General features: G+C 63.6%; 19 protein-coding genes. 8 read left to right on the top strand and 11 right to left on the bottom strand.

Features of this window, described 5'->3' with window-relative positions; all coding sequences use genetic code 11:
• Positions 1-25 precede the first annotated feature (25 nt).
• Positions 26-1951, bottom strand: coding sequence for an MAC/perforin domain-containing protein (locus LOY50_RS25650; RefSeq protein WP_253469846.1), 1926 nt, complete (start codon positions 1949-1951; stop codon positions 26-28).
• A 211-nt stretch (positions 1952-2162) separates the two neighbouring features.
• Here LOY50_RS25650 and LOY50_RS25645 point away from each other — a divergent pair, with 211 nt between their 5' ends.
• Positions 2163-5462, top strand: coding sequence for an AAA family ATPase (locus LOY50_RS25645; RefSeq protein ID WP_258689519.1), 3300 nt, complete (start codon positions 2163-2165; stop codon positions 5460-5462).
• Between the two features lie 92 nt (positions 5463-5554).
• Here LOY50_RS25645 and LOY50_RS25640 read toward each other — a convergent pair whose 3' ends face one another.
• On the bottom strand, positions 5555-6109 hold the full coding sequence (locus tag LOY50_RS25640; RefSeq protein ID WP_253469840.1) for a cysteine hydrolase family protein: 555 nt from the start codon (positions 6107-6109) through the stop codon (positions 5555-5557).
• Positions 6110-6207: 98 nt separating this feature from the next.
• Here LOY50_RS25640 and LOY50_RS25635 point away from each other — a divergent pair, with 98 nt between their 5' ends.
• The 4 genes from LOY50_RS25635 to LOY50_RS25620 all read left to right on the top strand — a co-directional run bounded on the left by LOY50_RS25635 (position 6208) and on the right by LOY50_RS25620 (position 9303).
• Complete coding sequence (locus tag LOY50_RS25635) at positions 6208-7203, top strand: GlxA family transcriptional regulator (RefSeq protein WP_258689518.1); 996 nt, start codon at positions 6208-6210, stop codon at positions 7201-7203.
• A 63-nt stretch (positions 7204-7266) separates the two neighbouring features.
• Entirely contained in the window at positions 7267-7398 is a 132-nt protein-coding gene (locus LOY50_RS25630) for a hypothetical protein (RefSeq protein ID WP_258689517.1), read from the top strand.
• A gap of 53 nt (positions 7399-7451) precedes the next feature.
• Entirely contained in the window at positions 7452-8555 is a 1104-nt protein-coding gene (locus tag LOY50_RS25625) for a DUF3182 family protein (RefSeq protein ID WP_258689516.1), read from the top strand.
• Positions 8545-9303: a S9 family peptidase gene (locus LOY50_RS25620; RefSeq protein ID WP_003206064.1), complete on the top strand. Its 759-nt coding sequence runs from the start codon at positions 8545-8547 to the stop codon at positions 9301-9303. Before LOY50_RS25625 ends, LOY50_RS25620 begins: the two co-directional genes overlap by 11 nt.
• Positions 9304-9415: 112 nt before the next feature.
• Here the strand turns inward: LOY50_RS25620 and LOY50_RS25615 are convergent, their stop codons facing one another.
• The 4 genes from LOY50_RS25615 to LOY50_RS25600 are packed head-to-tail and all read right to left on the bottom strand — an operon-like array spanning position 9416 to position 13431.
• Complete coding sequence (locus LOY50_RS25615; protein ID WP_258689515.1) at positions 9416-10417, bottom strand: lysylphosphatidylglycerol synthase domain-containing protein; 1002 nt, start codon at positions 10415-10417, stop codon at positions 9416-9418.
• Positions 10404-11702 (bottom strand): cardiolipin synthase ClsB, encoded by a 1299-nt coding sequence (gene clsB / locus LOY50_RS25610; RefSeq protein WP_258689513.1) that lies wholly within the window; start codon positions 11700-11702, stop codon positions 10404-10406. Before clsB ends, LOY50_RS25615 begins: the two co-directional genes overlap by 14 nt.
• Positions 11699-12508, bottom strand: a complete 810-nt coding sequence (locus LOY50_RS25605; RefSeq protein ID WP_253469824.1) for an endonuclease/exonuclease/phosphatase family protein — start codon at positions 12506-12508, stop codon at positions 11699-11701. Before LOY50_RS25605 ends, clsB begins: the two co-directional genes overlap by 4 nt.
• Positions 12505-13431, bottom strand: coding sequence for a DUF72 domain-containing protein (locus LOY50_RS25600; RefSeq protein ID WP_253469821.1), 927 nt, complete (start codon positions 13429-13431; stop codon positions 12505-12507). The genes LOY50_RS25605 and LOY50_RS25600 overlap by 4 nt, the downstream gene beginning before the upstream one ends.
• Positions 13432-13754: 323 nt before the next feature.
• On the opposite strand from LOY50_RS25600, the gene LOY50_RS25595 reads away from it, so the two are divergent.
• The gene (locus LOY50_RS25595; RefSeq protein WP_258689510.1) at positions 13755-15842 is read left to right on the top strand and encodes a mechanosensitive ion channel family protein; all 2088 of its coding nucleotides are present in this window, start codon (positions 13755-13757) and stop codon (positions 15840-15842) included.
• Positions 15843-15968: 126 nt separating this feature from the next.
• Here LOY50_RS25595 and LOY50_RS25590 read toward each other — a convergent pair whose 3' ends face one another.
• Positions 15969-20282 carry a DEAD/DEAH box helicase gene (locus tag LOY50_RS25590; RefSeq protein ID WP_258689508.1) on the bottom strand — a complete coding sequence of 1438 codons (4314 nt, stop codon included), beginning with the start codon at positions 20280-20282 and terminating at the stop codon, positions 15969-15971.
• A gap of 295 nt (positions 20283-20577) precedes the next feature.
• On the opposite strand from LOY50_RS25590, the gene LOY50_RS25585 reads away from it, so the two are divergent.
• Both LOY50_RS25585 and LOY50_RS25580 read left to right on the top strand, forming a co-directional pair.
• Positions 20578-21462 carry a sugar nucleotide-binding protein gene (locus LOY50_RS25585; RefSeq protein WP_122566165.1) on the top strand — a complete coding sequence of 295 codons (885 nt, stop codon included), beginning with the start codon at positions 20578-20580 and terminating at the stop codon, positions 21460-21462.
• On the top strand, positions 21455-22384 hold the full coding sequence (locus LOY50_RS25580; RefSeq protein ID WP_003206051.1) for an NAD-dependent epimerase/dehydratase family protein: 930 nt from the start codon (positions 21455-21457) through the stop codon (positions 22382-22384). The genes LOY50_RS25585 and LOY50_RS25580 overlap by 8 nt, the downstream gene beginning before the upstream one ends.
• A gap of 137 nt (positions 22385-22521) precedes the next feature.
• Here LOY50_RS25580 and LOY50_RS25575 read toward each other — a convergent pair whose 3' ends face one another.
• The 4 genes from LOY50_RS25575 to LOY50_RS25560 form a co-directional block, all read right to left on the bottom strand.
• Positions 22522-23220, bottom strand: coding sequence for an OmpW family protein (locus tag LOY50_RS25575; protein ID WP_003206048.1), 699 nt, complete (start codon positions 23218-23220; stop codon positions 22522-22524).
• 244 nt (positions 23221-23464) lie between these two features.
• A complete protein-coding gene (locus tag LOY50_RS25570; protein ID WP_258689507.1) occupies positions 23465-23983 on the bottom strand; it encodes a DUF3299 domain-containing protein in 519 nt (172 codons plus the stop codon).
• Positions 23984-23994: 11 nt separating this feature from the next.
• Entirely contained in the window at positions 23995-25260 is a 1266-nt protein-coding gene (locus tag LOY50_RS25565) for an ABC transporter permease (protein WP_003206044.1), read from the bottom strand.
• Position 25261: 1 nt separating this feature from the next.
• Positions 25262-25972, bottom strand: a complete 711-nt coding sequence (locus LOY50_RS25560; RefSeq protein ID WP_258689506.1) for an ABC transporter ATP-binding protein — start codon at positions 25970-25972, stop codon at positions 25262-25264.
• Positions 25973-26015 lie beyond the last annotated feature (43 nt).

Raw genomic sequence — 26015 nt, 5'->3', positions numbered from 1 at the left:
TTCCACAGGGGGTAACTATCGGGTATCAACTATACGGACGATGTTGCTCGCGCAACCAATCCATGCCGTGAGGCTGGCGCCAAGCCCGGACGGCGGCGCGCTTTTCAACCTGGGTCAGGCACAAGGCGTCCATCCAGTAGTAGACCATCAACAGGTGAAACACCTCATCGCCGCGCCGGTCCCAAATGACGTCGTCCTGCTGGCGACCTGGTTCGATGGGCTTGAGCCGGCAGTCGCCCTGGTCATGCATGCCCTGCAGGCAGGTTCCCGTCTCGTAGTTGATCAGCAGTACCGGGTGGTTGATTTCCGGGTAGGGTTTTTCCAACTCGGGCATGTACCAGAATTGCCCTGGGTTGCACCTGTCCGGCGTCTGCATGGCGATACGGGTCCGGTTTTGCGGATCGACCGCCAGGGCCGGTTTGGCGTCGGTATTGTTGCGCACGATGTACAGCGCGGTGCGAGGGTCTTCTTCGGTCGTTGCGGTTTTTACCAACTTGACCTTGCCGAACGAGTCGTGGGAAAGCCGAGCCTTGATCTTCACCGTTGGGTTGAGGTCTTTGCCTGCCTGGCCGAAACCGGCAATGAGGCCATCGACACCAGGCACCTCGAAGTCATTCCCTGCCAGCACATAGGTCAGGCCGGACAACGGGTTGGGTTGCATGTGCTTGGTCAGCGTCTCCCAACGTGCGAGCGACACTTCGCTGGCGCCGTTGGCCAGCAGGGCCTCGCGCATGGCGTACCCCGGGTAGTAGCGTGAGTCGCGCGGCCAGCGTTCAGTGGCCATCAGCAGTTTCTGCCCGCTTTTTTGTCTCAGCAGCAGGGCCAGCCCATCCCAGAACTGTTCAAATTCCGTGGTCGATGCATTCGCGGCGGGAGGGTAGTGGAAGCTCTCGCTGGTTTCCTTGCTTTTGTTGTCGACGAACACCATTCGCAAGGCCGGGCCGGTTGCCGCTGCCTTGGGTGTGGTTTGCCGCCCGGAGCGACCGAGGACCACCACCGACTCCTGCCAATTGGCTTCGATTTCCGCCTTGTAGCTGGTGTACCACTGGTAGGCCTGCTCCAGTGCCGTACGGGCCTCGCCTTCCTTGACGAAACGATAGACCGGCGAGATTTTCAACTCCACGACCGTAGGGTCGTCCGACAGCGATTCACGCCATTTACCGAACTCCGCGTTGCAGTTGCTGGGGTCCACTGCATTGAACGCGATAGCGTGCGTACCGCCCTGGGTGGTCAGGTTGGCGTTGCGGTGGGCGATGTTTTTCTTGACCGTTTCCGAGATCGAGGTGGTCGCGCTACCGCTGACAAAGGCGCCGTATTCGGCCTTGACCATCGCATCGAGGGTGTTGGTCTGGCTGAGGAAGCTCTTGAGCGCGGTCATCGCATAGTTCAGCGAGCCGCCGACGGTCACTTCGCTGACGATATCGGCGCCAAAATCGACGAGGAAGTTGAAAAACGCTGTCGGATTGCCCGGATCGAACGCCTTGGGCAGGTCATCGACACGCTTCTTGAACGCTTCAGTCGCATTGGCCGGATTGACTTCGAAGGTCAGTTTCCATAACCGCACCGTGTGACTGTAGAGCGCGGCTTCGCGCTCTTCGAGCGTCTTGATGTCACTGCCGAAGGTGACTTTGAAACCGGCGGAAAAGGCGCCGTATTTACCGGAGGCTTCGACACTGGTCTGGGTATGTTTTTCGAACTCGTCGCGGGAGGAAAACGTCTCGGTTGAGAAATTTTCGGTGGCCACGACGGTGGACATGGTGACGTTTTTCCCTACGTTGTAGGCTGTTTTCCGGTACGGCACGGCACGTTTGCCCGACTCGGTATCACCGACCTTCTGACACTCCTTGCTGTCGCCGGCCCAATCGAGCCGGTTCAGTCCACGCCCCAGCAGTTGCGAACCGCCGATATCGCGTAAGTCGTCGCCTGCGGTGCCCTTCAGTCCATCGTTCATCGCCTTTCTCCCATCGTTCAGGTTGTATCAACTGGGTGCCAATTGATGGGAGTGAGTATCGGGAGGGCCGTGATAACCGGACAGTCCAGAGCAGTGTCAGTCCGGTATCAGTTTGGTATCAGGCCAAATGCCATCTTTTCATTAACCCGCAGAGAGGTGCTGGAGTACACTCGATCGGCTGCCGTTGTCCCAGGGTAGAAGGGTTATCGACATGGACTCCCGACACAATACCTTTGCTGCCCTGCCCAAGCGTGATGCCTCGATATCCGACGGTCGTGTGCTGCTGGACGCGGTGTCGTTGAAAGGACTGCGCAAACAGCATGGACTGAGTCAGGAAACCTTGGCCGAGGCCTGCCTGAACCGGCATTTGTGCGTCTCGATCGCCTCCATCAAGCGCGCTGAAACCGGCAAGCCAGTGCTTTATCGCACCGCTCGGCACCTGGCGACGGCCTTCGGGGTCGATGTGAGTGCGCTGCTGGGCGATCCCGCCTCGGCGGCTTTGGTGCACATCCAACAGACGATGACCGAACTGCACCAGGTGGCCTTTGCGCAACAGGCGCAGAAACAGGTCGATGACAGCGTCATTCGCTATGTACTTGAACTGTCCTTTCGTATCGATGGGTTGCCAGGGGCGACGTTCATGGATGAAGTCGAGCGTCTGGTGCGTCAGTTCGGTGGCGTTCCACTAGGGATGACGCAGGATGTTGTGATCGCCCAATTCGGCTCTCCGCAGGCGTATCGCAGCGATAGCGAACGAGGCCTGCTCTGCGCGTTGGCGCTGAGCCGCGAGCAATTCGTCACGCCCGGGCATGCCTTGGTGCTGAGGCTTGTGCGCTTGAGTGCTGAAGCGACATACCCCCATGTTGAGCCTGCTTTGCTCGCACAAAAGCCGTTGCTGGATCGTCATGGGAATGCGCCGGTGTATGTTGCGCAGAACCTGCTGGAACAACTCGCTGCCCGGTTTGAGTTTTCCGCCTCCGACGATGAGTTTCAGGCCTATCGCAAATGCCTGCGCCCGCGCAGCCTCGACGAAAACGCACCGCGTCCATTGGTGGGGCGAGCCATTGAGCTGTTGCAGTTCAAGGCAGTGATCGAAGCCACCCAGGAATGCCAGGACGGGCACGTCGTCTATGTGCGCGGCATGGCGGGCATCGGCAAGACCCGGTTGGTCAGCGAGTTTCTCGAAATGGCTCGGCAGCGTGGCTTTGCCTGCCATCGCGGCGATGTGCTGGATTTCGGCATGGACAACAGTCTGTGGCCCCTGGGGCAATTGGTGGCCAGCCTGCTCAACCTCGGTGGGGCGCCGCCCATCAGCGCATCGTTGTTGGACGCGGCCCTGTCCCGCCTGAAAGTGGCCGCCGAGCATCGCATGTTCCTGCAAGTGCTGACGGGCGTGTCGTCTGCCGAGCCGCCCATCCTGTATGGCGCAATGAGCAACCAGGCCCGTACCCAGGGGCTGTTCCAGGCTTTGCTCGACGTGTTGCTGCGCGTCGCGGTGCAACAACCCTTGGTGATCTGCTTCGAAGACCTGCACTGGGGCGACACCACGCTGTTTACGCTGTTGGGCAAGCTGCTCGATGCGACTGACGAAGCCCCGGTTGTCTGGCTGCTCACGTCCCGTCCCGAAGATGACCCGCTGGGCGGCGAAATCCGCTCGTATTCCTCCAGCCCCATGAGTCTGCTCGACATCGCGCCGATCCGGGCGCGGGAGGCCACGGTCCTGGCGGAGCAATTCATCGATGTCGATCCGCGCTACCGGGCTGAATGTGTTGCCCGCGCCCAGGGCAATCCGCTGTACTTGACGCAACTGCTGTCGAGCCAGGAAGGTATTTTCCCCGACAGTCTGCGCCATCTGGTCCAGACCCGCTTTGACAAGTTGGCCCCCGAGCAACGTCGTGCCCTGCATTACGCCGCGGTGCTGGGTAATCGTTTCGAGCTGACGCTGTGGCGCCAAGCGCTGGGGCAGCCCGGTTATCTGCCGACGGCGGACATGCGCCAGGGGCTGCTGCGGGAAGTCGAGCCAGGCAGCTATCTGTTTGTCCACGACCTGGTCATGCACTGCCTCTACGACGCGATGCCCACGTTGCTTCGCGAGCAGTTGCACGGTGAGGTGGCGAGCCTCTACCGCGAGCGCGACCGGGTGCTCTATGCCCAGCATTTGCTGCGGGCCAACGATCCGGCGGCGTTCGACGCGCTGTTGCTTGCCATGGGCGAAAAACGCCTGGCCTGCCAGTACGACGGTGTCCTTGCGCTGGCGCGGCAGTGCGCGGCGTTTGCCGAGCGTACGCAGGGCGATTTTTCCTTCGCGTTGCTGTGCGGCCAGGCGTGCTCGGGCCTGGGCCAGACCTTGGAGGCCCGGGCGCATTTCCAGCGGGCCTTGGTATTGGCCGAGCAGCCACGGGATCAGATCGAGGCTGCGCTGGGGCTGGCAGCGGTCCTCAATACCCTCGATTGCCTGGACGAGGAGGAGCGCCTGATCGAGGACATGCTGCCCATCGCCCGGGCCATGCAGGCGCATACGGCGCTGGCCCGGTTGAATCACTTGCACGGGAACATCTATTTTCCACGGGGCGATTACGCTGAGTGTCGCCGGCTCCATGAAGAGGCCTTGTCCTGTGCCCGCATCGGCCGGGATCTGGAAACCGAGGCCAAGGCCCTGAGTGGCATTGGCGACTCCTATTACGCACAAGGGCGCATGCAGACCGCCTACGAGGTGTTCGATCAATGCGTACGCCTGTGCGAGCGCAATGGGCTGGCGCACGTGGAGGCGGGCAATCGCAGCGCCCGTGGATCGGCGCAGCTGTACCTGGGCCAGCCGGAGCAGGCTTTGCGTGACGCCATGGAGGCCATCGAATGCAGCACCCGGCTGGGCAATCATCGGGCACAGGTTTTCTCGCGGCTCACGGCGGCCTGGGTGCTGGTGGCGGGCGGCGAGGATGCCTTGGCGGAGCAAGAGCTGACCTGCGCCCTGGCCTTGGCGCGCAACCTCGGCGCCAGCCGTTTCGAAGCGATCCTGCTGGAAGGGTTGGCGCGGGTGGCGTTGCGCCAGGGCGAGCGCGGACTGGCGCAGACCTTGATCATGGAGGCGGCGAGCCTGGTGGAGCGCTTCGAGCTGCAGCGCTACATCGGGCCGTGGGTCTACGGCAGCCTGGCGATGATCAGCGACGATGGGCCGCTCAGCCAGCAGGCCTTGGCGACGGGCGAAGCCCAGCTCACCCTGGCCTGCCTGGCCCACAACGCTTTGCGCTTTCGCGTGGCCGCCGCTGAAACCTGCCTGTTGGCGGGCAATACCGAACAGGCGATCTGGCATGGGCAACAGATGGCGGCATTGCCCGAGTCGGCGTCATGCGCCTGGATCACCCACCATGTGCGGTTGATCGACGTGGCGGGGCAGTGGCTGCGCAGCGCCGATCAAGCCAGCGGCGAGAAGTTGAAAGGGATGGCGCGCGAAGCGCAGCAGATGGGATTCGTGGCGACGATGCCGAGGTTGCTGCAAGTGCTGGATGTGTGAGCGCTTCCAGGCACAGCGTTGATGCTTGAGGCAAAACCGCACTTCGCCGACGAAGCGCGGTTTTTTTGCGGTTTTTTCGATGTGCCGTGTATTCAGCGATTGGCCGCCAGGAATTGCTCGGTGCTCACCGCACTCGCGTAGGCAAAAACCAGCGCGGCCATGAACGCCGCATGCACCTGGGCAGCAGGCACGACGACGCCGTTGAATTCCAGATCGAGGGTGGCGCAGGCATCATGGACCACCGTGACGCCGTAGCCCAGGTCCGCTGCCGCCCGCACCACGCCGTGAACGCACATGTGGCTCATGCTGCCGACCACCACCAGTTGTTCGATGCCGTGCTGGTCGAGGATGGCTTGCAGTTCGGTTTCGCGAAACGAATTGACGAAGTGCTTGAGCACTACCGGTTCATCGGCGCGGTTGAGCACCTTGGGGTGCAACTGTGCGCCTTCGGAGCCTGGGGTGAAGAAGGGCGCGTCGTCGGAGGTGGATTCGTGGCGGATATGCACCACGCTGTCGCCGGCCTGGCGAAAGGCTTCGATCAAGCGTGCGGCGTTATCGGCGGCGGCGTGGGCGCCGACCAACGGCCATTTGCCCTGGGGGAAGTAGTCGTTCTGGATATCGACTACGATGAGCGCTTGCTTGGACATGGGGGCTTCCTCGATCAGATTGGGTGTGAAGCCAGTATTGGCTTTTGCCGTCGCTTCGAGGATTGGCCGCAACGACAATAAGCGAGGGAAAACTGACAATGACGCAGCAAAGGGCAGTCGCCGAGCTTGGGGTGCTCATTTACCCTGGCGCGCAACTGGCGGCGGTGCATGGCTTGACCGATCTGTTTGCCGTGGCGCAGCGGATCGCGGCCGAGCATGCCAGCGTGCAGTTGCCAACGCTGCGGGTGAGTCACTGGCGGGCGGAGGAGGGCGAGGCTCCGCTGCGGGTGTTCGACAGCGAAACCGGCCCGGCGGGCAAGCTGGTGGCGTTGTTGATTCCACCGTCCCTTGCCGGTTTCAGTGCAGGCTTGGTCTCCCAGGCGCTGATGGATTGGCTGCGGGCGCAGCATGCCGACGGCACAGTGCTGGGCGGGGTTTGCGTGGGCTCGATCCTGCTGGCCGAAAGCGGCTTGCTCGACGGGCGCAGCGCCACCACCCACTGGACTTCGGCCAAGACCTTTGCCGCGCGTTACCCGAAGATCAAGCTCAACGCCGACAAACCCATCGTCGACGACGGTGACCTGATCACCACCGCCGGGCTGATGGCCTGGTCGGAACTGGGGCTGCGCCTGGTGGACCGCCTGCTCGGGCCCAGCATCGCCACGCGCACGGCGCAATTTCTGGTGATCGAGCACAGCGACAGCGCGAGCCAGTGCGGCAGTAATTTTGCGCCCATCCTCGGCCATGGCGACCCGGCGATTCTCAAGGTCCAGCATTGGTTGCAGAGCAGCGGCGCGGTGGAGGTTTCCCTCGCTGCGATGGCCGAACGCGCCGCTCTGGAAGAACGTACTTTCCTGCGCCGGTTTCGCGCCGCCACCGGGCTCAAGCCCACCGAATACTGCCAGCACCTGCGCGTCGGCAAGGCCCGGGAAATGCTGGAATTCACCAATGGCACCATCGACCACATTGCCTGGACCGTCGGTTACCAGGACCCGAGCGCCTTTCGCGCGACGTTCAAGAAAATCACCGGGTTGGCGCCGAGCGATTACCGGGCGCGGTTTGGGGTAAGCCCGCCGAATGCTCCCAAGGGCTGACACTGAACCCTTGTGGCGAGGGGATTTGTGGGAGCAAGGCTCCCTCGCCACAGGAGGGGGCGTATGCTGCTGGAGATCGTGCAATTTGCCGGATGCCTGCCGTCTCTCGTGCAGAATGAAACAGGCCCGGTGCTATCAATTGCTCCCGACGCGCCCGCTTGGCTGACCCTCATCGCCATTACCTCGTTGGCCTGATCTCTGCACCTTCCCTTATCTAAAGCCATCGAGCACAGGAAAAAGGGCAACGCATGACACCAGTCAATCGCAACAAGCGGGTAGTGGCCTATTCGGTCAATCCACAAGCGCCGCGCCATGAGGTCGAGACCAACCGTGCACTGGCCCAGTGGCTGGCACAGATCCTGGGATGGGAGTACGGCGACAGTCATGACCCTCAGGTCGCTCATGATCTTTATCTGTTGCCCACGCAAACCCTGATCGGCAGCGAAACCTTGATGCGCCTGGGGGGCAAGGGGCCGGAGGATGTGTGGGGCGGGTATGTCGAGCATGATTTTATCTGCACCAAGGCGATTACCCACGGTCTGTTGAATAAGGACGCCGTGGCGCCCAAAGGCTGGTCGCCGCTGTTTGCCAAGCTCACGCGAGGCGCGGTACTCGATGGCGTGACGGTCTTTTCGCTCAAGGATGCGCGCCCGGCCGCCGAACATTTGCTGTACTCCGGGCCGATTCGCCTCAAGCCGATCCATGCCTGTGCCGGACGTGGGCAACGGCTGATCAAGAGCCTGGCGCAGTTCGATGAAATCGTCGCCGAGCCCGATGCCCAGGCGCTGTTTCGCGATGGGGTGGCGCTGGAACAGCACCTCAACGAGGTCAAGACCCAGAGCGTCGGCCAGAGCTTCATCAACGGCAAGGTCCTGAGTTATTGCGGTGTGCAACACCTGACCCACGACAGCGAAGGGTTGGAGGTGTACGGCGGATCGGACCTGCTGGTGGCGCAGGGCGGCTATATCGAGTTGCTCAGGCTCGAACTGCCCGACGATGTGCGCGAGGCGGTGCGCCTGGCGCAAGTGTTCGATGACGCCGCCAACCAGGCCTACCCGAGCTTTTTTGCATCGCGGCGTAATTACGACATTGCCCAGGGCCTGGATGCCGCCGGCCAGCCCCGTGGCGGCGTATTGGAACAGTCATGGCGCATGGGCGGCGCCAGCAGCGCCGAACTGGCGGCGTTGCAGGTGTTCGTCGAAACGCCGCAAACCAGCGCGGTGCGGGTGTCCTCGGTGGAGACCTACACCGAGCAACCGCTGCCGCCCGGCGCGAGGGAGGTCTATCGCGGCGCGGCGCACAACGGCGACTTCCTTCTCAAATACGTAACGGTTCAATCCTATGACGGCTAGAAGTGAAACCATTCAGATCGAGATTGACGATGAACGCATGAACGGGACATTCCTGAGTCCCAAGTCGAAGGTCCCTGGCGTGTTGTTCGTGCACGGTTGGGGTGGCAGCCAGGAGCGGGACCTGGAACGGGCCAAAGGCATCGCCGGCCTGGGCTGCGTGTGCCTGACCTTCGACTTGCGTGGGCACACCGGCGGTGCGGGGATCCCGTTGGCGCGAGTCACCCGCGAGGACAACCTGCGAGACCTGTTGGCGGCATACGACCGACTGCTCGCCCACCCGGCCTTGGATACCTCGGCGATTGCCGTGGTGGGCACCAGTTATGGCGGCTACCTGGCTTCGATCCTGACTTCGTTGCGTCCGGTACGCTGGCTGGCCCTGCGGGTGCCGGCGCTGTACCGCGACGAGCAATGGCACACGCCCAAGCGCGACCTGGACAAGACCGACCTGCTGGATTACCGCAGCACCCTGGTGCACGCCGGAACCAATCGCGCCCTGCATGCGTGTTCGCAGTTCACCGGCGATGTGTTGCTGGTGGAGTCCGAGACCGATGCCTACGTGCCCCATGCCACCATCATGAGCTACCGGGCGGCGTGCCAGCAGACCCATTCGCTGACTCACCGGATCATCGACGGTGCCGACCATGCCTTGAGCGACCCCGTGTCACAGCAGGCCTACACCTCGATCCTGGTGGACTGGATCACGGAAATGGTGGTGGGAGAGCGGTTGAGCATTATCCAGGAGCGGTAGATGTGTGGTGTTCAGGCGGGCCTCATCGCGAGCAAGCTCGCTCCCACAATGAACGCTACAAATCCCCTGTGGGAGCGAGCTTGCTCGCGATGAGGCCAGGCCAGGCAACCCATCACTTGAGCCCGGGCTTGACCCGCAACGCCTTGGCCTTCGCCTCGATCACCAGGTACATCACCACGGTAATCAGCAACGGCAGGATGAAGTAGATCGCCCGGTAGGCGATCAACCCCGCCAGCAGGCTGCCCCGGGACACTTCGTGTTGCAGCAGCGCAACGAACACCGCTTCCAACACCCCAAGCCCCGCCGGAATGTGGGTGATGACCCCGGCAATGCTGCTGATCAGCAACACCCCGAGCACCACCGGATAATCCAGTTTGCTGGGCAGCAACGTGAAGATCACCGCCGCCATCAACGACCAGTTCAGCGCGCCCAGCGCCAGTTGCAGCACCGCCATGCGCAGTGAAGGCAGGTTGATTTCCATGCCGCGAACGGTCCAGGCCCGGCGCTTGGAAAATCGGCAGGCCACCAGGTAACCCGCGCTCACCAGCAGCAACAGCGCGCCGACGCCTTGCAACGCATCGCTGCTGAGTTTCCAGCCCGGTGGCATGGTCACCAGGCCGCTGCTGAACACCACTCCGGCCAGGGTCATGTAGCCGAACCAGTTGGTGGCCAGGCTCAGGCCGAGGATCTTGGCAATGTTTCCGGTGCTGACCCCCAGCCGCGAATACAGCCGGTAGCGCATGGCGATGCCACCGACCCAGGCGCTGAGGTTGAGGTTGAACGCGTAACTGATCACCCCCACCGGCAAGATCTGCCGCCAACCCAGTTTCTGGCGGATGTAGGTGCGGCCGATCAGGTCGAAGCAGGCATAGGTGATGAAGCTGGTGATGGTCAGCGCGGCGGCGATGATCAAGGTGCGCACCTTGAAATCGGCCAGGGTGGCGAACACCTCCGACCAGTCGATGCGTCGGGCCAGGGTGGTGAACAGCACGATCAACAGCAGGAAAAACGCCAGGGTCAGCGGTCTTTTCCAGCGGCTCCAGCGGGATTTTGGCTTGGACTGTTCCGGCGCATGGGCATCTCTCGGCGCGGCGTGCGCTTCAGAGTGGTTCATGGGGTTCGCTCCGGACCGCCGTCGGCGGCGAAAATGGTTTCAGACGCGGTTTATGGGCCGGCAGCCAGCCGGCCCAGGCCGGGAAATGGCGCAAAAAGTGGAACACCATGAAACCGATGGTCATGCGCCACAACAGGCCCCGGGGGGCGTGGTCCTTGGGCATCGCGGTGCAATGGTTGCGGCTCAGGTAGTCGAGGCGCTCGAACAACTCGCGGTTGAACGCCCGGTCGCGGATCAGCACGTTGGCCTCCAGGTTCAGGGACAGGCTCAGCGGGTCGAGGTTGCTCGAACCCACCGTGCTCCAGTCCTCATCCACCAGGGCGACCTTGCCGTGCAGCGGGCGCTCGCAATATTCGTAGATCACCACGCCGGCCTTGAGCAGGTAGCTGTAGAGCATGCGTGCGGCGAGCTTGGCGATCATCATGTCCGGCTGGCCCTGCAGGATCAGCCGGACTTCCACGCCGCGCCGTGCCGCGTTGCGGATCTCGCGCAGCAACCGGTAGCCAGGGAAGAAATAGGCGTTGGCGATCACCACCCGCCGCTGGGCACTGCGCAGCACTTGCAGGTAGACCTCTTCGATGTCGCTCTGGTGTTCGTGATTATCCCGGTAGACCAGGCGCACCTGGCCGTCGTGGTCGTTGAACGCCAGCTCGTTGCGGCGGCTGCGGCGGCGTTGCCACCAGTATTTGGCCCGGGCGGGCCGGCCACTCTGCAACAGCGCGAAGTGGTGGATATCCACCACCGCCGGGCCTTTGACCTCCACGGAATAGTCCTGCTTGGCCTCGGCGCCGAAATCGCCCAGGTGGTCGGCGGAAAAGTTGATTCCGCCGATAAACGCAATCACCCCGTCCACCACCACGATCTTGCGGTGCAGGCGGCGGAACCAGTTGGTGCGGATCCCCAGGCGCCGGGGCGCCGGGTCGAACATCTGCAAGCGCACCCCGGCGTCGCTCAACGAGGCCAGGAAACCGGTGGTCAGCTCACCGCAGCCGAAGCCATCGAGGCTGACGGTGATGCGCACGCCACGCGCGGCGGCTTCGACCAACAGGTCCCGTAGTTCATAGCCAACCTTGTCCTCGAACAGGATGAAGGTCTCCAGGAGGATTTCTGTCTCGGCCCGGCGAATGGCTTCGAAGACCCTGGGGAAATACTCTTCGCCGTTTTCCAGCAGCTTGACGCGATTGTTGCCGTGCCAGCCGTATTCGATATCGGCCAGCGCCGGGTTGCGCTCGGTGGGTGACGCCTCGACCTGCTCAACCGTCGCCTTGTTCATCGTCGCGCTCATAATTCGATCTCCACCGACAGCGGTGCGTGGTCGGAGAGGTGCGACCAGGGGCGTACGCTCAACACCTTGGGATGGCGGGCCTTGAGGTTGCGCACGTAGATGCGGTCCAGGCGCAGGACCGGCAGGCGTGCCGGAAAGCTGCGGGCCGGTTTGCCCCACTGTTCGGCGAAGACTTCCCGCAGGCCGCAGGGTTCGAGCAGTTCACTGGCCTTGCCGCGCCAGTCGTTGAAGTCGCCCGCGACGATCACTGGCGCGTCGGACGGCAGTTCGCTCAAGCGCTGGCAAAGCAGCTTGAGTTGCTCCACGCGATGACCTTCGCGCAGCCCCAGGTGCACGCAAATGGCATGCACTTGCTGTCCATCGCCCGGCAGGCGCAGCACGCTGTGGAGCATGCCGCGGTTTTCATGGCCGCTGATGGACACGTCCAGGTTGTCATGGCGGATGATCTGGAATTTCGACAGCAGCGCGTTGCCGTGGTCGCCCGCCGGGTACACCGCGTTGCGCCCGTAGGCGAACTGCGGCCAGAGGCTGTCGGCCAGGAACTCGTACTGCGGCATGCTCGGCCAGTTGCTGTAGCGCTGGGGGTGGTGTTCGTGGGTGCCGTGGACTTCCTGCAAGAACACCACATCGGCAGACACGCTGCGCACTGCTTCGCGCAGTTCCGGCAGGATGAAGCGCCGGTTCAGGGCGGTGAAGCCCTTGTGGGTGTTGACCGTCAGCACGGTGAAACGGCTGACCCGGTCGAGAGCCTGGGCCTGTTGCTGGGGCGGCTCGTGGGTCGCTTCGCTGGTTTCCGGGCGGTTCATGGCAATACCCCTTCGGCCGGGCGCTCGCCGGGCGCGGTGGCGAGGTCCTTGTCCAGGTGGAAGTGTTCCAGCAGGTGGCGTGCGTCATAGGGCGCGCGGACTTTGATGTCGTTGTCGAAATAACAGAACACTTCCCGGCTTTTGCGGGCCCGGGGCTTCTTGTCGGGGTCGATCAGGTGGGCGTCGGCGGGTTGCTTGCCGTGGCTCCAGGCCTCGATCCGATCGCCCCAGCGCTTCAACGCCTCGTCGGTATAGCCGCTGGCGTACAGCTGCTCGGCGCCGTGCAGGCGCAGGTAGACGAAATCGCTGGTGACGTCTTCGCGATAGGGCCATTTACCGGCGGTGTCGGCAATCACCAGGGCCACGTCGTAGCGCTTGAGCAACGTGACGAAGTGCGGGTCGACAAAGCTGTCATGGCGGATTTCCACGGCGTGGCGCAGTGGGCGCTTTTTGTCAGTGGTGGTGCTGGCGTGGCCGTCCAGGCGCGGCTCGTGCTCGCGGGCCAGGGCGGCGGCACCTTCGGTGTCGTGGGGCAGTTGCTTGAGGAAGTCTTCGAACAGCTCGGGGTCGAATTTGAAGCTGGGCGGAAACTGCCAGAGGATCGCACCCAGCTTCTCCTTGAGCTCCAGCACGCCGGAGGCGAAGAAATTGGCCAGGGGCTTGCGGATGTCCCGCAGGCGCTTGATGTGGGTGATGAAACGCGGCGCCTTGACGCTGAACACGAAGCCGGGCGGTGTCTCGGCGTACCACTGGGCATACCGTTCGGGGCGTTGCAGGGCGTAGAACGATCCATTGATTTCGATGCTATTGACCGCTCGCGAGGCGAATTGCAGTTCCCGTTTCTGGGTCAGCCCCTTGGGGTAGAAATCCCCCCGCCAAGGCGTGTAGCGCCAGCCGGAAATACCAATGTGGATCGCCGTCATGAATCCCTCCCGTGCCAATGACCTCGTACTGCCTGTGTCTTTTGATGACTGTCGTGCGGCCCGGAAAGTTTCGATGGGGTGCCCAGCGGCGAGAAAGCCTATTGAGGCGAGGCTATCTTCCTGCAGGACTGCGCCTGTAGGAGCTGCCGAGTGCAACGAGGCTGCGATCTTGTCCCAGACAGTTGAGTCGCAAGCGAAAGCTCAAGATCAAAAGATCGCAGCCTTCGGCAGCTCCTACAGACCTTTACATTCCGCCAAAACCGAACTTGCCCGCCCGTTATTGATCAGTTCCTTACCGATCCCGTGTGAAGGAGCCTCGCGTTTTGTCTCGATTGAGCACTGTATTGCTGCTGTTCCTGCTGGCGATGACCGGCACCAGCGCCTACGGGACCGCCGCTGTCCCTGGCACCTCCCAGCCCAGCGAAGCACCCGCCGAACCCGCGCCGCTGGTGCAGGGCGGTTTATTGGGGGCCATCAGCTCGAGCATCGACGATGTCCAGGACAAGCTCGACCTCAACCAGAGCCTGGTGGATGCCTGGCGCCTGCGGGCGGATCGGGCGGCGGATGAGGTGGACCGGCTGGTGGACCAGACGTCCCGTTCTTCCTGGCGCGTGGCGGGGGATTTCCTGTTGTTGTCGAGCGTCTGGATCGGCGCTTTCGCACTGATCTGGTCGGCCGCGCGGCTGCTGCTGCGCCATCTGGGTCGGCGCCGCTGGTTGCGCAGCCGCCAGCGCCTGCGCGACCTGCTCGGTTATCTGCTGCCGTACACCGCTGCGGCGTTGATCTGCCTGCCGCTGACCCTGTACGTCAGCCACTTCCTGCAGGTGTCGGTCGGTCGCGCCCTGGCGCTGTGTTTCGCCTACGCCACCAGCAGCGGTATTTTCTCCACTTCGGTGTTGCTGTGCGTGATCGTGATGTTCAACGCTGGCCACAAACGCCGGGCGGTGGCGATGATCCGGCGTTTCAGCCCGCGGCCGTTGTTCCTGATCGGTTTTCTCGCTGCCCTCAGCGATGCCCTGACCAGCCCGCAGATCGCCCGGCAACTGGGCGGTAACATCACCAGCAGCATCGCGGTGTTCACTGGCCTGTTCGCCTCGGTGATCTTTGGCTGGCTGGTGATTCGCATGCGCCGGCCCGTGGCGCACCTGATCCGCAACCGCCCGCTGGCCCAGCGCTTGAAGCAACCGGCCTTGCAGGAGTCGCTGCGGATTTTCTCCGGGCTCTGGTATTGGCCGATCCTGTTGATGGTGCTGGTGTCGGCGGTGAGCCTGATCGGTGTCGGCGAGGACAACCAGAAAGCCCTGCGTTGTGCGCTGTTCACCACCATTCTGCTGATCGCTACGGTGTTCCTCAGCACCGTGTTCCAGCACGTCTTCAAGTCGCCCAAGGCCGAGGCCATCCAGCGCAACAGCGCCTACAAGGGCCGCCTGTTGAGCCTGCTGCACGCGTTGTTGCGCATCGTCATGGCGGTGGTATTCATTGAGGTCCTCGGGCGGATCTGGGGCATTTCCCTGTTCGAGTTCGCCTCGCGCAACGCCATAGGCCGGGCGATCAGTGATTCCTTGAGCCGCATCGGCCTGATCTTCCTGATGACCTGGCTCACGTGGGTGGTGCTCGACACGGCGATCCAGGAAGCCCTGAAACCGCCGCTGAACAAGCGCGGGGCCCGCCAGCCCAGCACCCGGGTCAAGACCATCCTGCCGCTGTTGCGCAACGCGGCGAAAATCATCCTGGTGGTGATTTGCGCAATCACCACCATGGCCAACCTGGGCATCAACGTCGCGCCGTTGCTGGCCGGTGCCGGGGTGGTGGGGCTGGCGATCGGTTTCGGTTCCCAGCAACTGGTGCAGGACGTGATTACCGGGCTGTTCATCATCATCGAAGACACGCTGTCCATCGGCGACTGGGTGGTGCTCAGCTCCGGCCACGCCGGCACTGTCGAAGGCCTGACCATCCGCACCCTGCGCCTGCGCGACGGCAAGGGTTTCGTGCATTCGGTGCCGTTCGGCCAGATCAAGGCCGTGACCAACCAGTCCCGGCAATTTGCCTTTGCGTTCTTCTCCGTGCAGTTCACCTACGACACCGACGTGGACCAGGCCATCGAACTGATCCGCGAAGCCGGGCGTTCGATCGCCGAAGACCCGTTCCTCAAGTTCAACCTGCAAGGGCCGTTGGATGTGTTTGGCGTGGACAAGATGGACCTCAACGGCGTGGTACTCACGGCGCAGTTCCGTACTGTGTCGGGTGGGCAATATGCGGTGAGCCGGGCATTCAACCAGCAGTTGAAGAAGCTTGTGGATAACCATCCGGCGGTGCATTTTGCGCAGACTTATCCACAGCAGGTGGTGTTGCCCAAGCGGTTGGTCGAGGAGCAAAAAGCGGGGGATGAGCTGCCCGATCAAGCTCAATGATTGCCTGGGGCTGTGGTGGGGCTTATGGCCTCATCGCGAGCAAGCTCGCTCCCACAGTAGGTTTGTGGTGAATGAATAATCCCTGTGGGAGCGAGCTTGCTCGCGATAGGGCCGGCCCAGACACCCTCAACCTTTCTGAATCAGCTTGTTCCTGACCTCAATCATCCCTTGAGCATCCAACTCCACCCAAAGATGCTGCTTGCCGGCAATCTGTGCCGCCACCGGCAACCCATCCCGATACACCAGCCGATTACTCGCCAATGCCGGCACTTTCGCCCCCGGCAGCAAGGTGCCGGCCAAGTTCAGCGGGTCGACGCCGCACACCGCCACCAGGCTGCCATCGGTGGGGCGGCGGCGGGTTTCGCGCAGCAGCGGGATGGCTTCGGGCAGGGCGAATTGTTCGCCCGCCAGGCCGCTGACAAAACGCCCGCCACGAATCGCGCCCCGCGCCTCCAGGCGATGAAAGGTGCGCAGCAGCTCGCGCCAACTTGGCAGCCAATCCGCCTCCCGCTCCAGCAAGCGCCAGAACACCACGCCGTAACGGCGCAGCAGGGTCATGGCGATGTGTTCCAAGGTGTCGGGCGGTGTGGGCGCGGGACGATTGCCCTCCGCAGGCGCGGGCTGGCTGCGGCGCAACAAGGCCCAGCGACCGGCGTCGTCCATGCCGCCGACAAACGCGCCGCGCCCGCGCCGGCTGCTGCGGGCCTGGCGTTTGCTGGCGGGGGTGATCAGCGCGCGCAAGCCGGCGAAGCTGTCGGCATTCACCCACCCGGCGCCCACCAGTTCCTGCAAGGCGATTTCCAGTTCGCTGCGCAGCAGGTGGGCTTCGTGGGCCAGTTCGTCGAAAAACAGCGCGCCGTGTTCGCTGAGGGCCTGATGGACTTTTTGCGTCTTGGGTGACAACTCATCCAGGGCCGTTTGTCCGGCCAGGCTGCTCCACAACGCCACCTGACTGCGCGGCAGCAACACCACCGGCGTGCTGCGCAGGGCGCTGGCGGAAGGCTTCTGGCGCGCGCTCAGGCGCGTCCATACCCACTTGCCACTGCGGCACAACTCATCGAGCCAACTGGGCGAATAGTCCTTGATCCGCGCCGGCAGCAGGTCGCTGTCCCAGGCTGACGCAGCGGCCGGGAAGCCTTCGAACTGGCCGAGGATCGACGGCAGCACGGCATTGCCCCGACCTTGGCTGGACGATGACAGGTGTTGCCAGTCGAACAGGAAGCGCATGAAATCCTGCAGCATCACCGGCTCGATTTCCCGGCGCAGGCGCTTGACCGTGTAGCGATGGATCCGCGCCAGCAAATGCCGTTCGCACCATTCCTCCTGGCCGGTGCCCGGCGTGAACCGTCCGCGCAGCACATAGCCTTGTTGTTCAAGCTGCGCCAGGGCCTGGGTGACCTGCGGCGTCGACAACCCCAGCGGGTAGGCGATGGCCTTCAACGGCAACGGGCCAAAGGCACTGAGCCGGGCGCGGAGCACTTCCACCAGGGCTTCGTCGCTGGCCCAGGCTTCATCGAAACCGGCCAGGGGCGTCAGCGCCGGCTGCCAGCGGGCCTGTGGATAAAGGGCTTGCAGGCAGGTCAGGCGCTCCAGCGGCACCCACAGACCACGCTCGGCGCTGATCTGCAGGTGACTGGCGCGACCACTGGCGGCCAATGCCTGCAACCAATCCAGCCACGGCGCGTGGGCGTCGGCTTCGCTGTCGGCGATGCAGGCCAGACTCATCAAGGCTTCGTGCATTTCATCGAGATTGGCCGGTGTCGGCCAGGCCTCATCGCGGACCGACTGGATGGCTTCGGCGTCCAGTGCGCCCAGGTCGTCGGTGGCCTGTGGATCGCTCCAGCGCCGGTTGATCACCGCTTGGGTGCGCCGTTCTTCCAGCGGCGCGTCGTCGAGAAAGGTGTAGGGCCGGGCGCTGAGGATTTCCGCCGCCAGCGGTGACGGCGCCGGCAGGTCGCGGCTGATCAGGCGAATCTCGCCCGCTTCCATGCGCCGCAACAGCGTCAGCCAGCCTTCGCTGTCCATGGCTTCGTGCAGGCAATCGTCGAGGGTCTGTTCCACCAGCGGGTGATCGGGGATCTCCCGCTCGCCGGCGAGGTTCTCCAGGCAGGCGATCTGGTCTGGAAACACGCTGGCGATCAGGTCCTCGCTTTTCATGCGCTGGATCTGCGGGGCGACTTTGCGCCCGCCGGCGTAGCGCGGCAAGGCCAGGGCCACGCCAGCGTTCCAGCGCCAGCGCACGCCGAACAGCGGCGCATCCAGCACCGCCTGGACCAGGATCTGCTCGGCGCTGTGGCTGTTGAGGTAGCGCCACACTTCGTCCAGTTCGAAGCTGTGGCTGGTGGACAGCGAGAGCACGATGGCGTCTTCACTGGCGGCGGCCTGCAATTCGAAGTTGAAGGTGCGGCAGAAGCGCTTGCGCAAGGCCAGGCCCCAGGCGCGGTTGATACGGCTGCCGAAGGGCGTGTGGATGATCAGTTGCGTGCCGCCGGACTCGTCGAAAAACCGCTCCATCAGCAGCGTGTCCTGGGACGGCAATGCGCCGAAGGCCAGGCGCGCCGGGGCCAGGTAATCCACCAGTTGTTCGGCGCTGGCCAGGTTCAGTTGCAGGGTGTCGGTGAGCCAATCGAGGGCCGGTTGCAGGTGGCCCGGCGTAGCGGCCAGCAGTTGGTCGAGCTGGGCTTGCAGGCGCGCCACGGCGAAAGACAATTCGGCGCTGCGCCCCGGCGCTTCGCCGAGCCAGAACGGGATGGTCGGCGGCTGGCCCTGGGCGTCCTCGACCCGCACGCGGCCGGTCTCGACGCGAATGATGCGATACGACGTATTGCCCAACTGGAACACATCGCCGGCAATGCTCTCCACCGCGAAGTCTTCGTTGACGCTGCCGATGTTCAGCCCTTGGGGTTCGAGCAGCACGCTGTAGTCGGCATTGTCCGGAATGGTGCCGCCGCTGGTCACCGCTGTCAGCTTGCTGCCCCGGCGCCCGCGCAAGGTCCGGGCAACAGCGTCCCGGTGCAGGTAGGCACTGCGCACACCTTGGCGGCCATTGAAGCCTTCGGCGAGCATCTGCAACAAGGCCTGATAGTGGTGGTCGTCCAGGTCTGTGTAGGGCGCTGCGCGGCGGAAACTCTCCAGCAGCGCCTGCTCCTGCCATTCCTGGCAACTGACCTCGGCGACGATCTGCTGGGCCAGTACATCCAGCGGCGCCGTGGGGATGTGCAGGATGTCGAGTTCGCCACGGCGTACGCAGTCGAGCAGGGCGGCGCATTCGATCAAGTCATCGCGGGTGGTGGCGAACAGGCGTCCCTTGGGCGTGCCACCGACTTGGTGGCCGGAACGACCGACCCGTTGCAGGAAGGCCGAGATCGAGCGGGGCGAGGCGATCTGGCAGACCAGGTCGACATCGCCAATATCAATGCCCAGCTCCAGGGACGCGGTGGCGATCAGCACCTTCAGCTCGCCGCGTTTGAGGCGTTGTTCGGCGTCGAGGCGAAACTCTTTCGCCAGGCTGCCGTGGTGGGCGGCCACGGCGTCCTTGCCCAAGCGTTCGCTCAGGTGACGGGTCAGGCGTTCGGCCAAACGCCGGGTGTTGACGAACACCAGCGTGGTGCGGTGTTCCCGGGCCAGCTCGGCGAGGCGGTTGTAGACCAGTTCCCACACGTCATTGGCCATCACCGCCGACAGCGGCACTGGTGGCACCTCGATGTCCAGGTCCCGGGGGCGGGCGTGGCCGATGTCGACGATTTCACAGGTGCGTCCCTCACCGACGAGAAAACGCGACACCGCTTCGATGGGCTTTTGCGTGGCGGACAGGCCGATGCGCATCAGCGGCTCGGCACACAGGGCTTGCAGGCGCTCCAGACTCAAGGCCAGGTGGCTGCCGCGTTTGCTGGCGGCGATGGCGTGGATTTCGTCGACGATGACCGTGCGGGTGCTGGCGAGCATCTGCCGCCCGGAATCGGAACCGAGCAGCACGTAGAGCGATTCGGGGGTGGTCACCAGAATGTGCGGCGCGGCCTTGCGCATCGCCGAGCGTTCTTTCTGCGGCGTGTCGCCGGTACGCACGGCGGTGGTGATGTGCAGGGGCGGCAAGCCCATTTTTTGCAATTGCTCGGTGATGCCGGCCAGGGGATTCTGCAGGTTGATCTGGATATCGTTGCTCAGGGCCTTGAGCGGCGAGACATAGACCACCAGGGTCTGGTCCGGCAGGCCGCCCTGTTCCAGGCCGCGATGAACCAGGTCATCGAGCACGGCAAGAAACGCCGTCAGGGTCTTGCCCGAGCCGGTAGGCGCCGCCACCAGGGTCGAACGACGCTGGCCGATCAACGGCCACGCCCGGGCCTGTGCGGCCGTGACCGCCGGGAAGGTCTGGCTGAACCAGGCGCGAACGGCGGGGTGAAAGCCGGCCATGGCGTGGTTGGCTGCAAGGGGCAGATTCATGGGGGCAGTTTAGGCGGGTGGGGTGGGGAAGATGCAAGTACCACTTGAAACCTTCATTGCCTGCCAGGCCGCTATCGCGAGCGAGCTCGCTCCCACAGGGATAGCATGGGCACCTGAGATCCCCTGTGGGAGCGAGCTTGCTCGCGATGAGGGCCTCAAGACCTGCACAAACCCGGCGATCTGCACTTTACGGATGACGGTTGCACACTAAACCCGCAAAATGCAACGATTCCGACAACGCCCGCGGGCGTTGTCGACCAAATTCTTGTGCCAATAGACTGGGCCTGCTGACTTTATGCGAATGCGCCTTATGTTACTGGGCGGCGGAAATGCCCTTGGGCAGGCGCTGATTCGCCTCGGTGCAGAAGAAGACATCGGTTTTCTTGCCCCCCGCCCGCCCGAAGACGGTTGGGATGCCGCGAGCCTGACGCAACTGCTCGACGACACCCGCCCGGACGCCTTGATCAACCTGGCGTACTACTTCGACTGGTTCCAGGCCGAGGCCGTCAGCGAGCAGCGCCTGGCCAGCCAGGAGCGCGCTGTCGAGCGCCTGGCCGGGCTGTGCCAGCATCACAACATCGTCTTGCTGCAACCGTCGAGCTATCGCGTGTTCGATGGCTCCCGCGCCACGGCCTACAGCGAGAAAGACGAGCCCGTACCCCTGGGCGTACGCGGCCAGGCGCTGTGGCGGATCGAGCAAAGCGTGCGCGCCACCTGCCCGCAACATGTGCTGCTGCGGTTCGGCTGGCTGCTGGACGACAGCGCCGATGGCATCCTCGGGCGTTTCCTGGCCCGGGCCGAACAGCCTGAAGAGCTGTTGCTGGCCGACGACCGTCGCGGTAATCCGACGCCGGTGGACGATGCCGCGCGCGTGATCATCTCGGTGCTCAAGCAACTCGATTGCGCGGCGCCGCTGTGGGGCACCTACCATTACGCCGGCCACGAGGCGACTACGCCGCTGGCGCTGGGCCAGGCGATCCTCACCGAAGCCCGCGCCCTGCATCCGCTGGCCATCGAGTCACCCACCCCCCAGGCTCACGCCGCACGGCCGGACGCCGCGGAAGAACCGCAGCACGCGGTACTGGCCTGCAAGAAAATTCTGCACACTTTCGGGATCAAGCCCCGCGCCTGGCGCGCGGCACTCCCGGGCTTACTGGATAGGTTTTATCGCCATGGCTGAAGGCCCTGTTTTAATCACCGGCGGCGCGGGTTTCATTGGTTCGCACCTGACCGACGCCTTGCTCGCCAAGGGCCATTCGGTGCGCATCCTCGATGATCTGTCCACCGGCAAGCGCAGCAACCTGCCGCTGGACAATCCGGCGCTCGAACTGATCGAAGGTGACGTCGCCGATGCCGCGCTGGTGGCGCGGGTCATGGCCGGTTGCAGCGCCGTGGCGCACCTGGCGGCGGTGGCCTCGGTGCAAGCTTCGGTGGACGACCCCGTGCGCACCCACCAGAGCAATTTCATCGGCACCCTGAATGTCTGCGAAGCCATGCGCCAGAGCGGTGTGAAGCGGGTGCTGTTCGCCTCCAGCGCAGCGGTCTACGGCAACAACGGCGAAGGCGAGTCCATCGACGAAGAAACCCCCAAGGCCCCGCTCACGCCGTATGCCTCGGACAAACTGGCCAGCGAGTTCTACTTCGACTTCTATCGCCGCCAGCACGACCTGGAGCCGGTGGTGTTCCGCTTCTTCAACATCTACGGCCCGCGCCAGGATCCGTCCTCGCCGTATTCCGGGGTCATCAGCATCTTCAGCGAACGGGCGCAGAAAGGCCTGCCAATCACTGTGTTTGGCGACGGTGAGCAGACTCGGGATTTTGTCTATGTCGAAGATTTGGTGGATTTGCTGGTGCAGGCCATCGAAAAGCCCGAGGTGGAAGTGGGCGCGGTGAACGTCGGCTGGAACCAGGCCACGACCCTCAAGCAGATGCTCCAGGCCCTCGCCGCCGTGGTGGGCGATCTGCCGCCGATCAGCTACGGCCCGGCGCGCTCCGGCGACATCCGCCATTCGCGGGCTGACAACCATCGGCTGTTGCAGCGCTTCAGCTTTCCCCCGCAAACCCCGATGAGCGTGGGGTTGGCGCGGTTGTTGGGACGCTGATTTTCCCGCTACCCAAAAAACTGTGGGAGCGAGCTTGCTCGCGATGACGGTGAGTCAGCCAGCAATCATGTTGACTGACCCACCGCTATCGCGAGCAAGCTCGCTCCCATAGGGATTTTTGTATCTTCAGGTTCGGCTTAGAACTTGTAGCCCAAGCCCACCATGTAGATCCATGGGTCCACATCGACATTCACCTTGGCCCGGGTACCGCCGGCCACGGCGTTGTTGTCCACATACGCGGTGGTGTCGATGTCGATGTAGCGGATCTGGCCGTTGATCATAATGTTGTCGGTCAACATGTAGTCAGCACCCACTTGCCACGCCATGCCCCAACTATTGCTCGCGCGGAAATTGCTGAAGCCGTTGGCGCTGGCTTCGCTGCCGACGTGTTCGTCGTAGATCCAGGTGTAGTTGATGCCGGCGCCGACATAAGGCTGGAACGCCGACTTGGCGTCGAGCGGGTAGTAGACCAGGCTCAGGGTCGGCGGCAGGTGTTTGAGGGTGCCGAGCTTGCCATTGGCCGCGCCCAGGGCGGTGCCTTTGATTTTCACGTCGTGCTCGAACGGCGAGGCCGCCAGCAGTTCGATCCCCAGGTTGTTGGTGATCATGTAGGCGAAGTTCAAGCCCAACTGCGTGTCGCTGCTCATGGTCGCCTTGCCGCCCAGGTCGGCGCCGGCCAGCGGGCCACGGTCGACCTTGACGCTGGAGCTGTCGGCTTCCGGGTTGACGGTGATGGCACCGGCGCGAACGATGATATCGCCGGCCGTGTGGGCCTGGGCGAGTGGGGCCGCGAGCGCGAGGGCCGCGAGGGAAGCGCAGAGCAAGGACTTGTTCATGAGGGCTCCAGAGGGCATCGAAATTAGATGTCCCATGTTACGAAGCCGTCTGGTCCGGTCTTTTGACACAGCTCAATGAGTCAGGGGGTGTTTAATTGACTCAGCTCAATAAAAGCGCTGATGGGAAAATTCGAGGGAACCATCGCGAGCAAGCTCACTCCCACATTATTCGAGGAAACACGATCAACTGTGGGAGCGAGCTTGCTCGCGATAGCGATCTCAAAACCACGCATCACTCCCGGATTCACTCCGGCAGCTCATACACATAAATCTTCTCGGCCTCCATCTGATACCCGGCATCGGCCAGTTCACTGGTGGACGGCTTGACCTGCATCGGCCCTTCGACCCAGTACGGTTGATACAACTCGTCGAGCTTGACCCCGACTTCGCTTTTCACATGCACGATCTGGTTGGACGGCGGTGGCGGTACGTGGATGCAGGCACCGAAATACGGCACCAGCAAGAAGTCCGTGGTGCGACCTTCCTCGCTGACTTCCAACGGCACGATGTAGCCCGGCAAACGAATCTGCTGACCATCGAGGGCCTTGACCACCGGGGCGTTGGGCAAATCCTGCTTGGCCGCTGGGGTGGACTCGGCGGCCAGGGCATCGCTCATCTTCGACAAGTCGTGCAGCGGGGTCATGTTCGGCACTTCCGGCGGCGCGTCCGGCGGGATCATTTCCGACCAGGCCAAGTCCCTCGGCTCGGCCGCCCATAGTGGCAGGGCGACCATCATCAACAGCGCAAGCAGGGCGCGGGGCATCTTCAAGGTCCTCATAGACGAATCGACAGGCCGTCGGCCAACGATTGGCGATAGGCGCGCCAGGCCGGCACGCTGCCCATCAGCAGGGCGGCGACCAGGATGCCAGCCAGCAGCGTCCATTCATATTCGCTCGGCCAGCTCAGCGGCAGGTACAAGCCGTAGGCCGACTGCACGTAACCCTGGGCGGCGGCGATGCCGATGTACAGCAAGGCCAGCCCGGCGGTGACCCCGGCCAGCGCCAGGGCGAAGGCTTCGAGCACCAGCAGCGTAGCGATGTGCCACGGCCGCGCGCCCACCGAACGCAGGATCGCCATTTCCCGACGACGCTCGTTGAGGCTGGTGAGGATCGCGGTGAGCATGCCGATCAACCCGGTCAGGACCACGAACAACGAAATCACGAACAAGGCTTTTTCCGCCGTGCCCATCAGGCTCCACAATTCCTGCAGCGCCACGCCCGGCAGGATAGCCAGCAACGGCTCGCCGCGGAATTCATTGATCTCGCGTTGCAAGGCAAAGGTGGAAATCTTGCTATTGAGGCCGAGCATGAACGCGGTAATTGCCTGGGGCGTGAGGTCCATGTTGCGGGCCTGGTCGGCGCTGATGCGGCCATTGCCCTGGGCCGGCACACCGTTCTTCCAGTCGATGTGGATCGCCTCCATGCCGCCGAGGCTGATGTGCAGCGTGCGGTCCACCGGGGTGCCGGTGCGCTTGAGAATCCCGACCACGGTGAAGGGCTTGTCGTCGTGCTTGACCAGGCTGACCACTGCCACACCGTGGGCCAGCACCAGCTTGTCGCCGAGCTTGTAGTGCAGCGCCTCGGCCACTTCGGCACCGAGCACCACTTCGAACGGATCGGTTGCGAAAGCCCGGCCGTCGGCCAGTTCCAGATGCTGCTGGCGGCCGTACTGGTAATGCTCGAAGTAAGCCTCGGTGGTGCCCATCACCCGATAACCGCGGTGGGAGTCGCCGAGGGACATGGGGATCGCCCACTTCACTTTCGGGTTGCTGGCGAAGTGTTCGAAGCTGTCCCAGCGGATGTTGTTGGTGGCGTTGCCGATGCGAAACACCGAATACAACAGCAGGTTCACTGAACCGGAGCGGGCGCCGACGATCAGGTCGGTGCCACTGATGGTGCTGGCGAAACTGGCCCGCGCCTCGGTACGTACCCGCTCCACTGCCAGCAACAGACAAACAGAAAGGGCGATGGCAAACGCGGTGAGGATCGCGGTGAAGCGGCGGTTCGCCAGGCTGGCCATGGCTAGACGGAACAAATACATCTCAAACCTCGAGTGGCGTGGCGGCGCGATTGAGATCGGCCAGCGACAGGTTGCGGTCGAACAGCGGCGCCAGGCTCTGGTCGTGGCTGACGAACAACAGACTCGACCCGGCCTCGCGGCATTCGGCGAACAGCAGCCGCAGGAAGTTTTCCCGGGCGTCGTAGTCCAGGGCCGAAGTCGGTTCGTCGGCGATCACCAGTTCCGGCTGGCCGATCAGCGCCCGGGCGGCGGCGACCCGTTGTTGCTGGCCGATGGACAACGAGTCGGCGCGCCGTTCCAGCAGGTTCGGGTCGGTCAAGCCCAGGTGGGCCAGCAGCGTGGCGGCGGCCTGATTGACGCTGCCGTGGCGCTGGATGGCCCGTTGTGCGCGCAGCTTGGAGAAGTGGCAGGGCAGTTCGACGTTCTCGCGCACAGAGAGAAATGGCAGCAGGTTGAACTGCTGGAAGATGTAGCCGGTGTGGTCGACGCGAAAGCGATCGCGGCTGCCGGCGCCCAGTTCGGTGAGTTCCTGGCCGAGCAAGCGGATGCTGCCGCGATCCGGCGTCTGCACACCGCCGAGCAGCCCCAGCAAGGTGGTCTTGCCACTGCCGCTCGGGCCCTTGAGAAACAGCGTCTCACCGGCCTCCAGGCGAAATGCCGGGATATCCAGCAACGGTAGATGCCCGGGCCAACTGAAGCCCAGGTCGGAGAGTTCGATGAGTGCTTGGGTCATGTTTGCCGCTTCAAATAGTGGAACCTGTGGAACACCTGTGGGA

Origin of the sequence: Pseudomonas sp. B21-010, assembly GCF_024749325.1 — a bacterium.
GTDB classification, from domain to species: Bacteria; Pseudomonadota; Gammaproteobacteria; order Pseudomonadales; family Pseudomonadaceae; genus Aquipseudomonas; species Aquipseudomonas kilonensis.
This window is presented reverse-complemented; position numbering and strand designations above follow the sequence as displayed.

Coding starts and splice junctions, on each gene's coding strand:
- LOY50_RS25580 (WP_003206051.1), top strand. CDS start 21,455: ATGGCTGAAGGCCCTGTTTTAATCACCGGCGGCGCGGGTTTCATTGGT.
- LOY50_RS25565 (WP_003206044.1), bottom strand. CDS start 25,260: ATGTATTTGTTCCGTCTAGCCATGGCCAGCCTGGCGAACCGCCGCTTC.
- LOY50_RS25575 (WP_003206048.1), bottom strand. CDS start 23,220: ATGAACAAGTCCTTGCTCTGCGCTTCCCTCGCGGCCCTCGCGCTCGCG.
- clsB (WP_258689513.1), bottom strand. CDS start 11,702: ATGAGCGCGACGATGAACAAGGCGACGGTTGAGCAGGTCGAGGCGTCA.
- LOY50_RS25650 (WP_253469846.1), bottom strand. CDS start 1,951: ATGAACGATGGACTGAAGGGCACCGCAGGCGACGACTTACGCGATATC.
- LOY50_RS25600 (WP_253469821.1), bottom strand. CDS start 13,431: ATGACGGCGATCCACATTGGTATTTCCGGCTGGCGCTACACGCCTTGG.
- LOY50_RS25645 (WP_258689519.1), top strand. CDS start 2,163: ATGGACTCCCGACACAATACCTTTGCTGCCCTGCCCAAGCGTGATGCC.
- LOY50_RS25640 (WP_253469840.1), bottom strand. CDS start 6,109: ATGTCCAAGCAAGCGCTCATCGTAGTCGATATCCAGAACGACTACTTC.
- LOY50_RS25605 (WP_253469824.1), bottom strand. CDS start 12,508: ATGAACCGCCCGGAAACCAGCGAAGCGACCCACGAGCCGCCCCAGCAA.
- LOY50_RS25585 (WP_122566165.1), top strand. CDS start 20,578: ATGCGAATGCGCCTTATGTTACTGGGCGGCGGAAATGCCCTTGGGCAG.
- LOY50_RS25635 (WP_258689518.1), top strand. CDS start 6,208: ATGACGCAGCAAAGGGCAGTCGCCGAGCTTGGGGTGCTCATTTACCCT.
- LOY50_RS25560 (WP_258689506.1), bottom strand. CDS start 25,972: ATGACCCAAGCACTCATCGAACTCTCCGACCTGGGCTTCAGTTGGCCC.
- LOY50_RS25620 (WP_003206064.1), top strand. CDS start 8,545: ATGACGGCTAGAAGTGAAACCATTCAGATCGAGATTGACGATGAACGC.
- LOY50_RS25625 (WP_258689516.1), top strand. CDS start 7,452: ATGACACCAGTCAATCGCAACAAGCGGGTAGTGGCCTATTCGGTCAAT.
- LOY50_RS25590 (WP_258689508.1), bottom strand. CDS start 20,282: ATGAATCTGCCCCTTGCAGCCAACCACGCCATGGCCGGCTTTCACCCC.
- LOY50_RS25630 (WP_258689517.1), top strand. CDS start 7,267: ATGCTGCTGGAGATCGTGCAATTTGCCGGATGCCTGCCGTCTCTCGTG.
- LOY50_RS25570 (WP_258689507.1), bottom strand. CDS start 23,983: ATGCCCCGCGCCCTGCTTGCGCTGTTGATGATGGTCGCCCTGCCACTA.
- LOY50_RS25615 (WP_258689515.1), bottom strand. CDS start 10,417: ATGAACCACTCTGAAGCGCACGCCGCGCCGAGAGATGCCCATGCGCCG.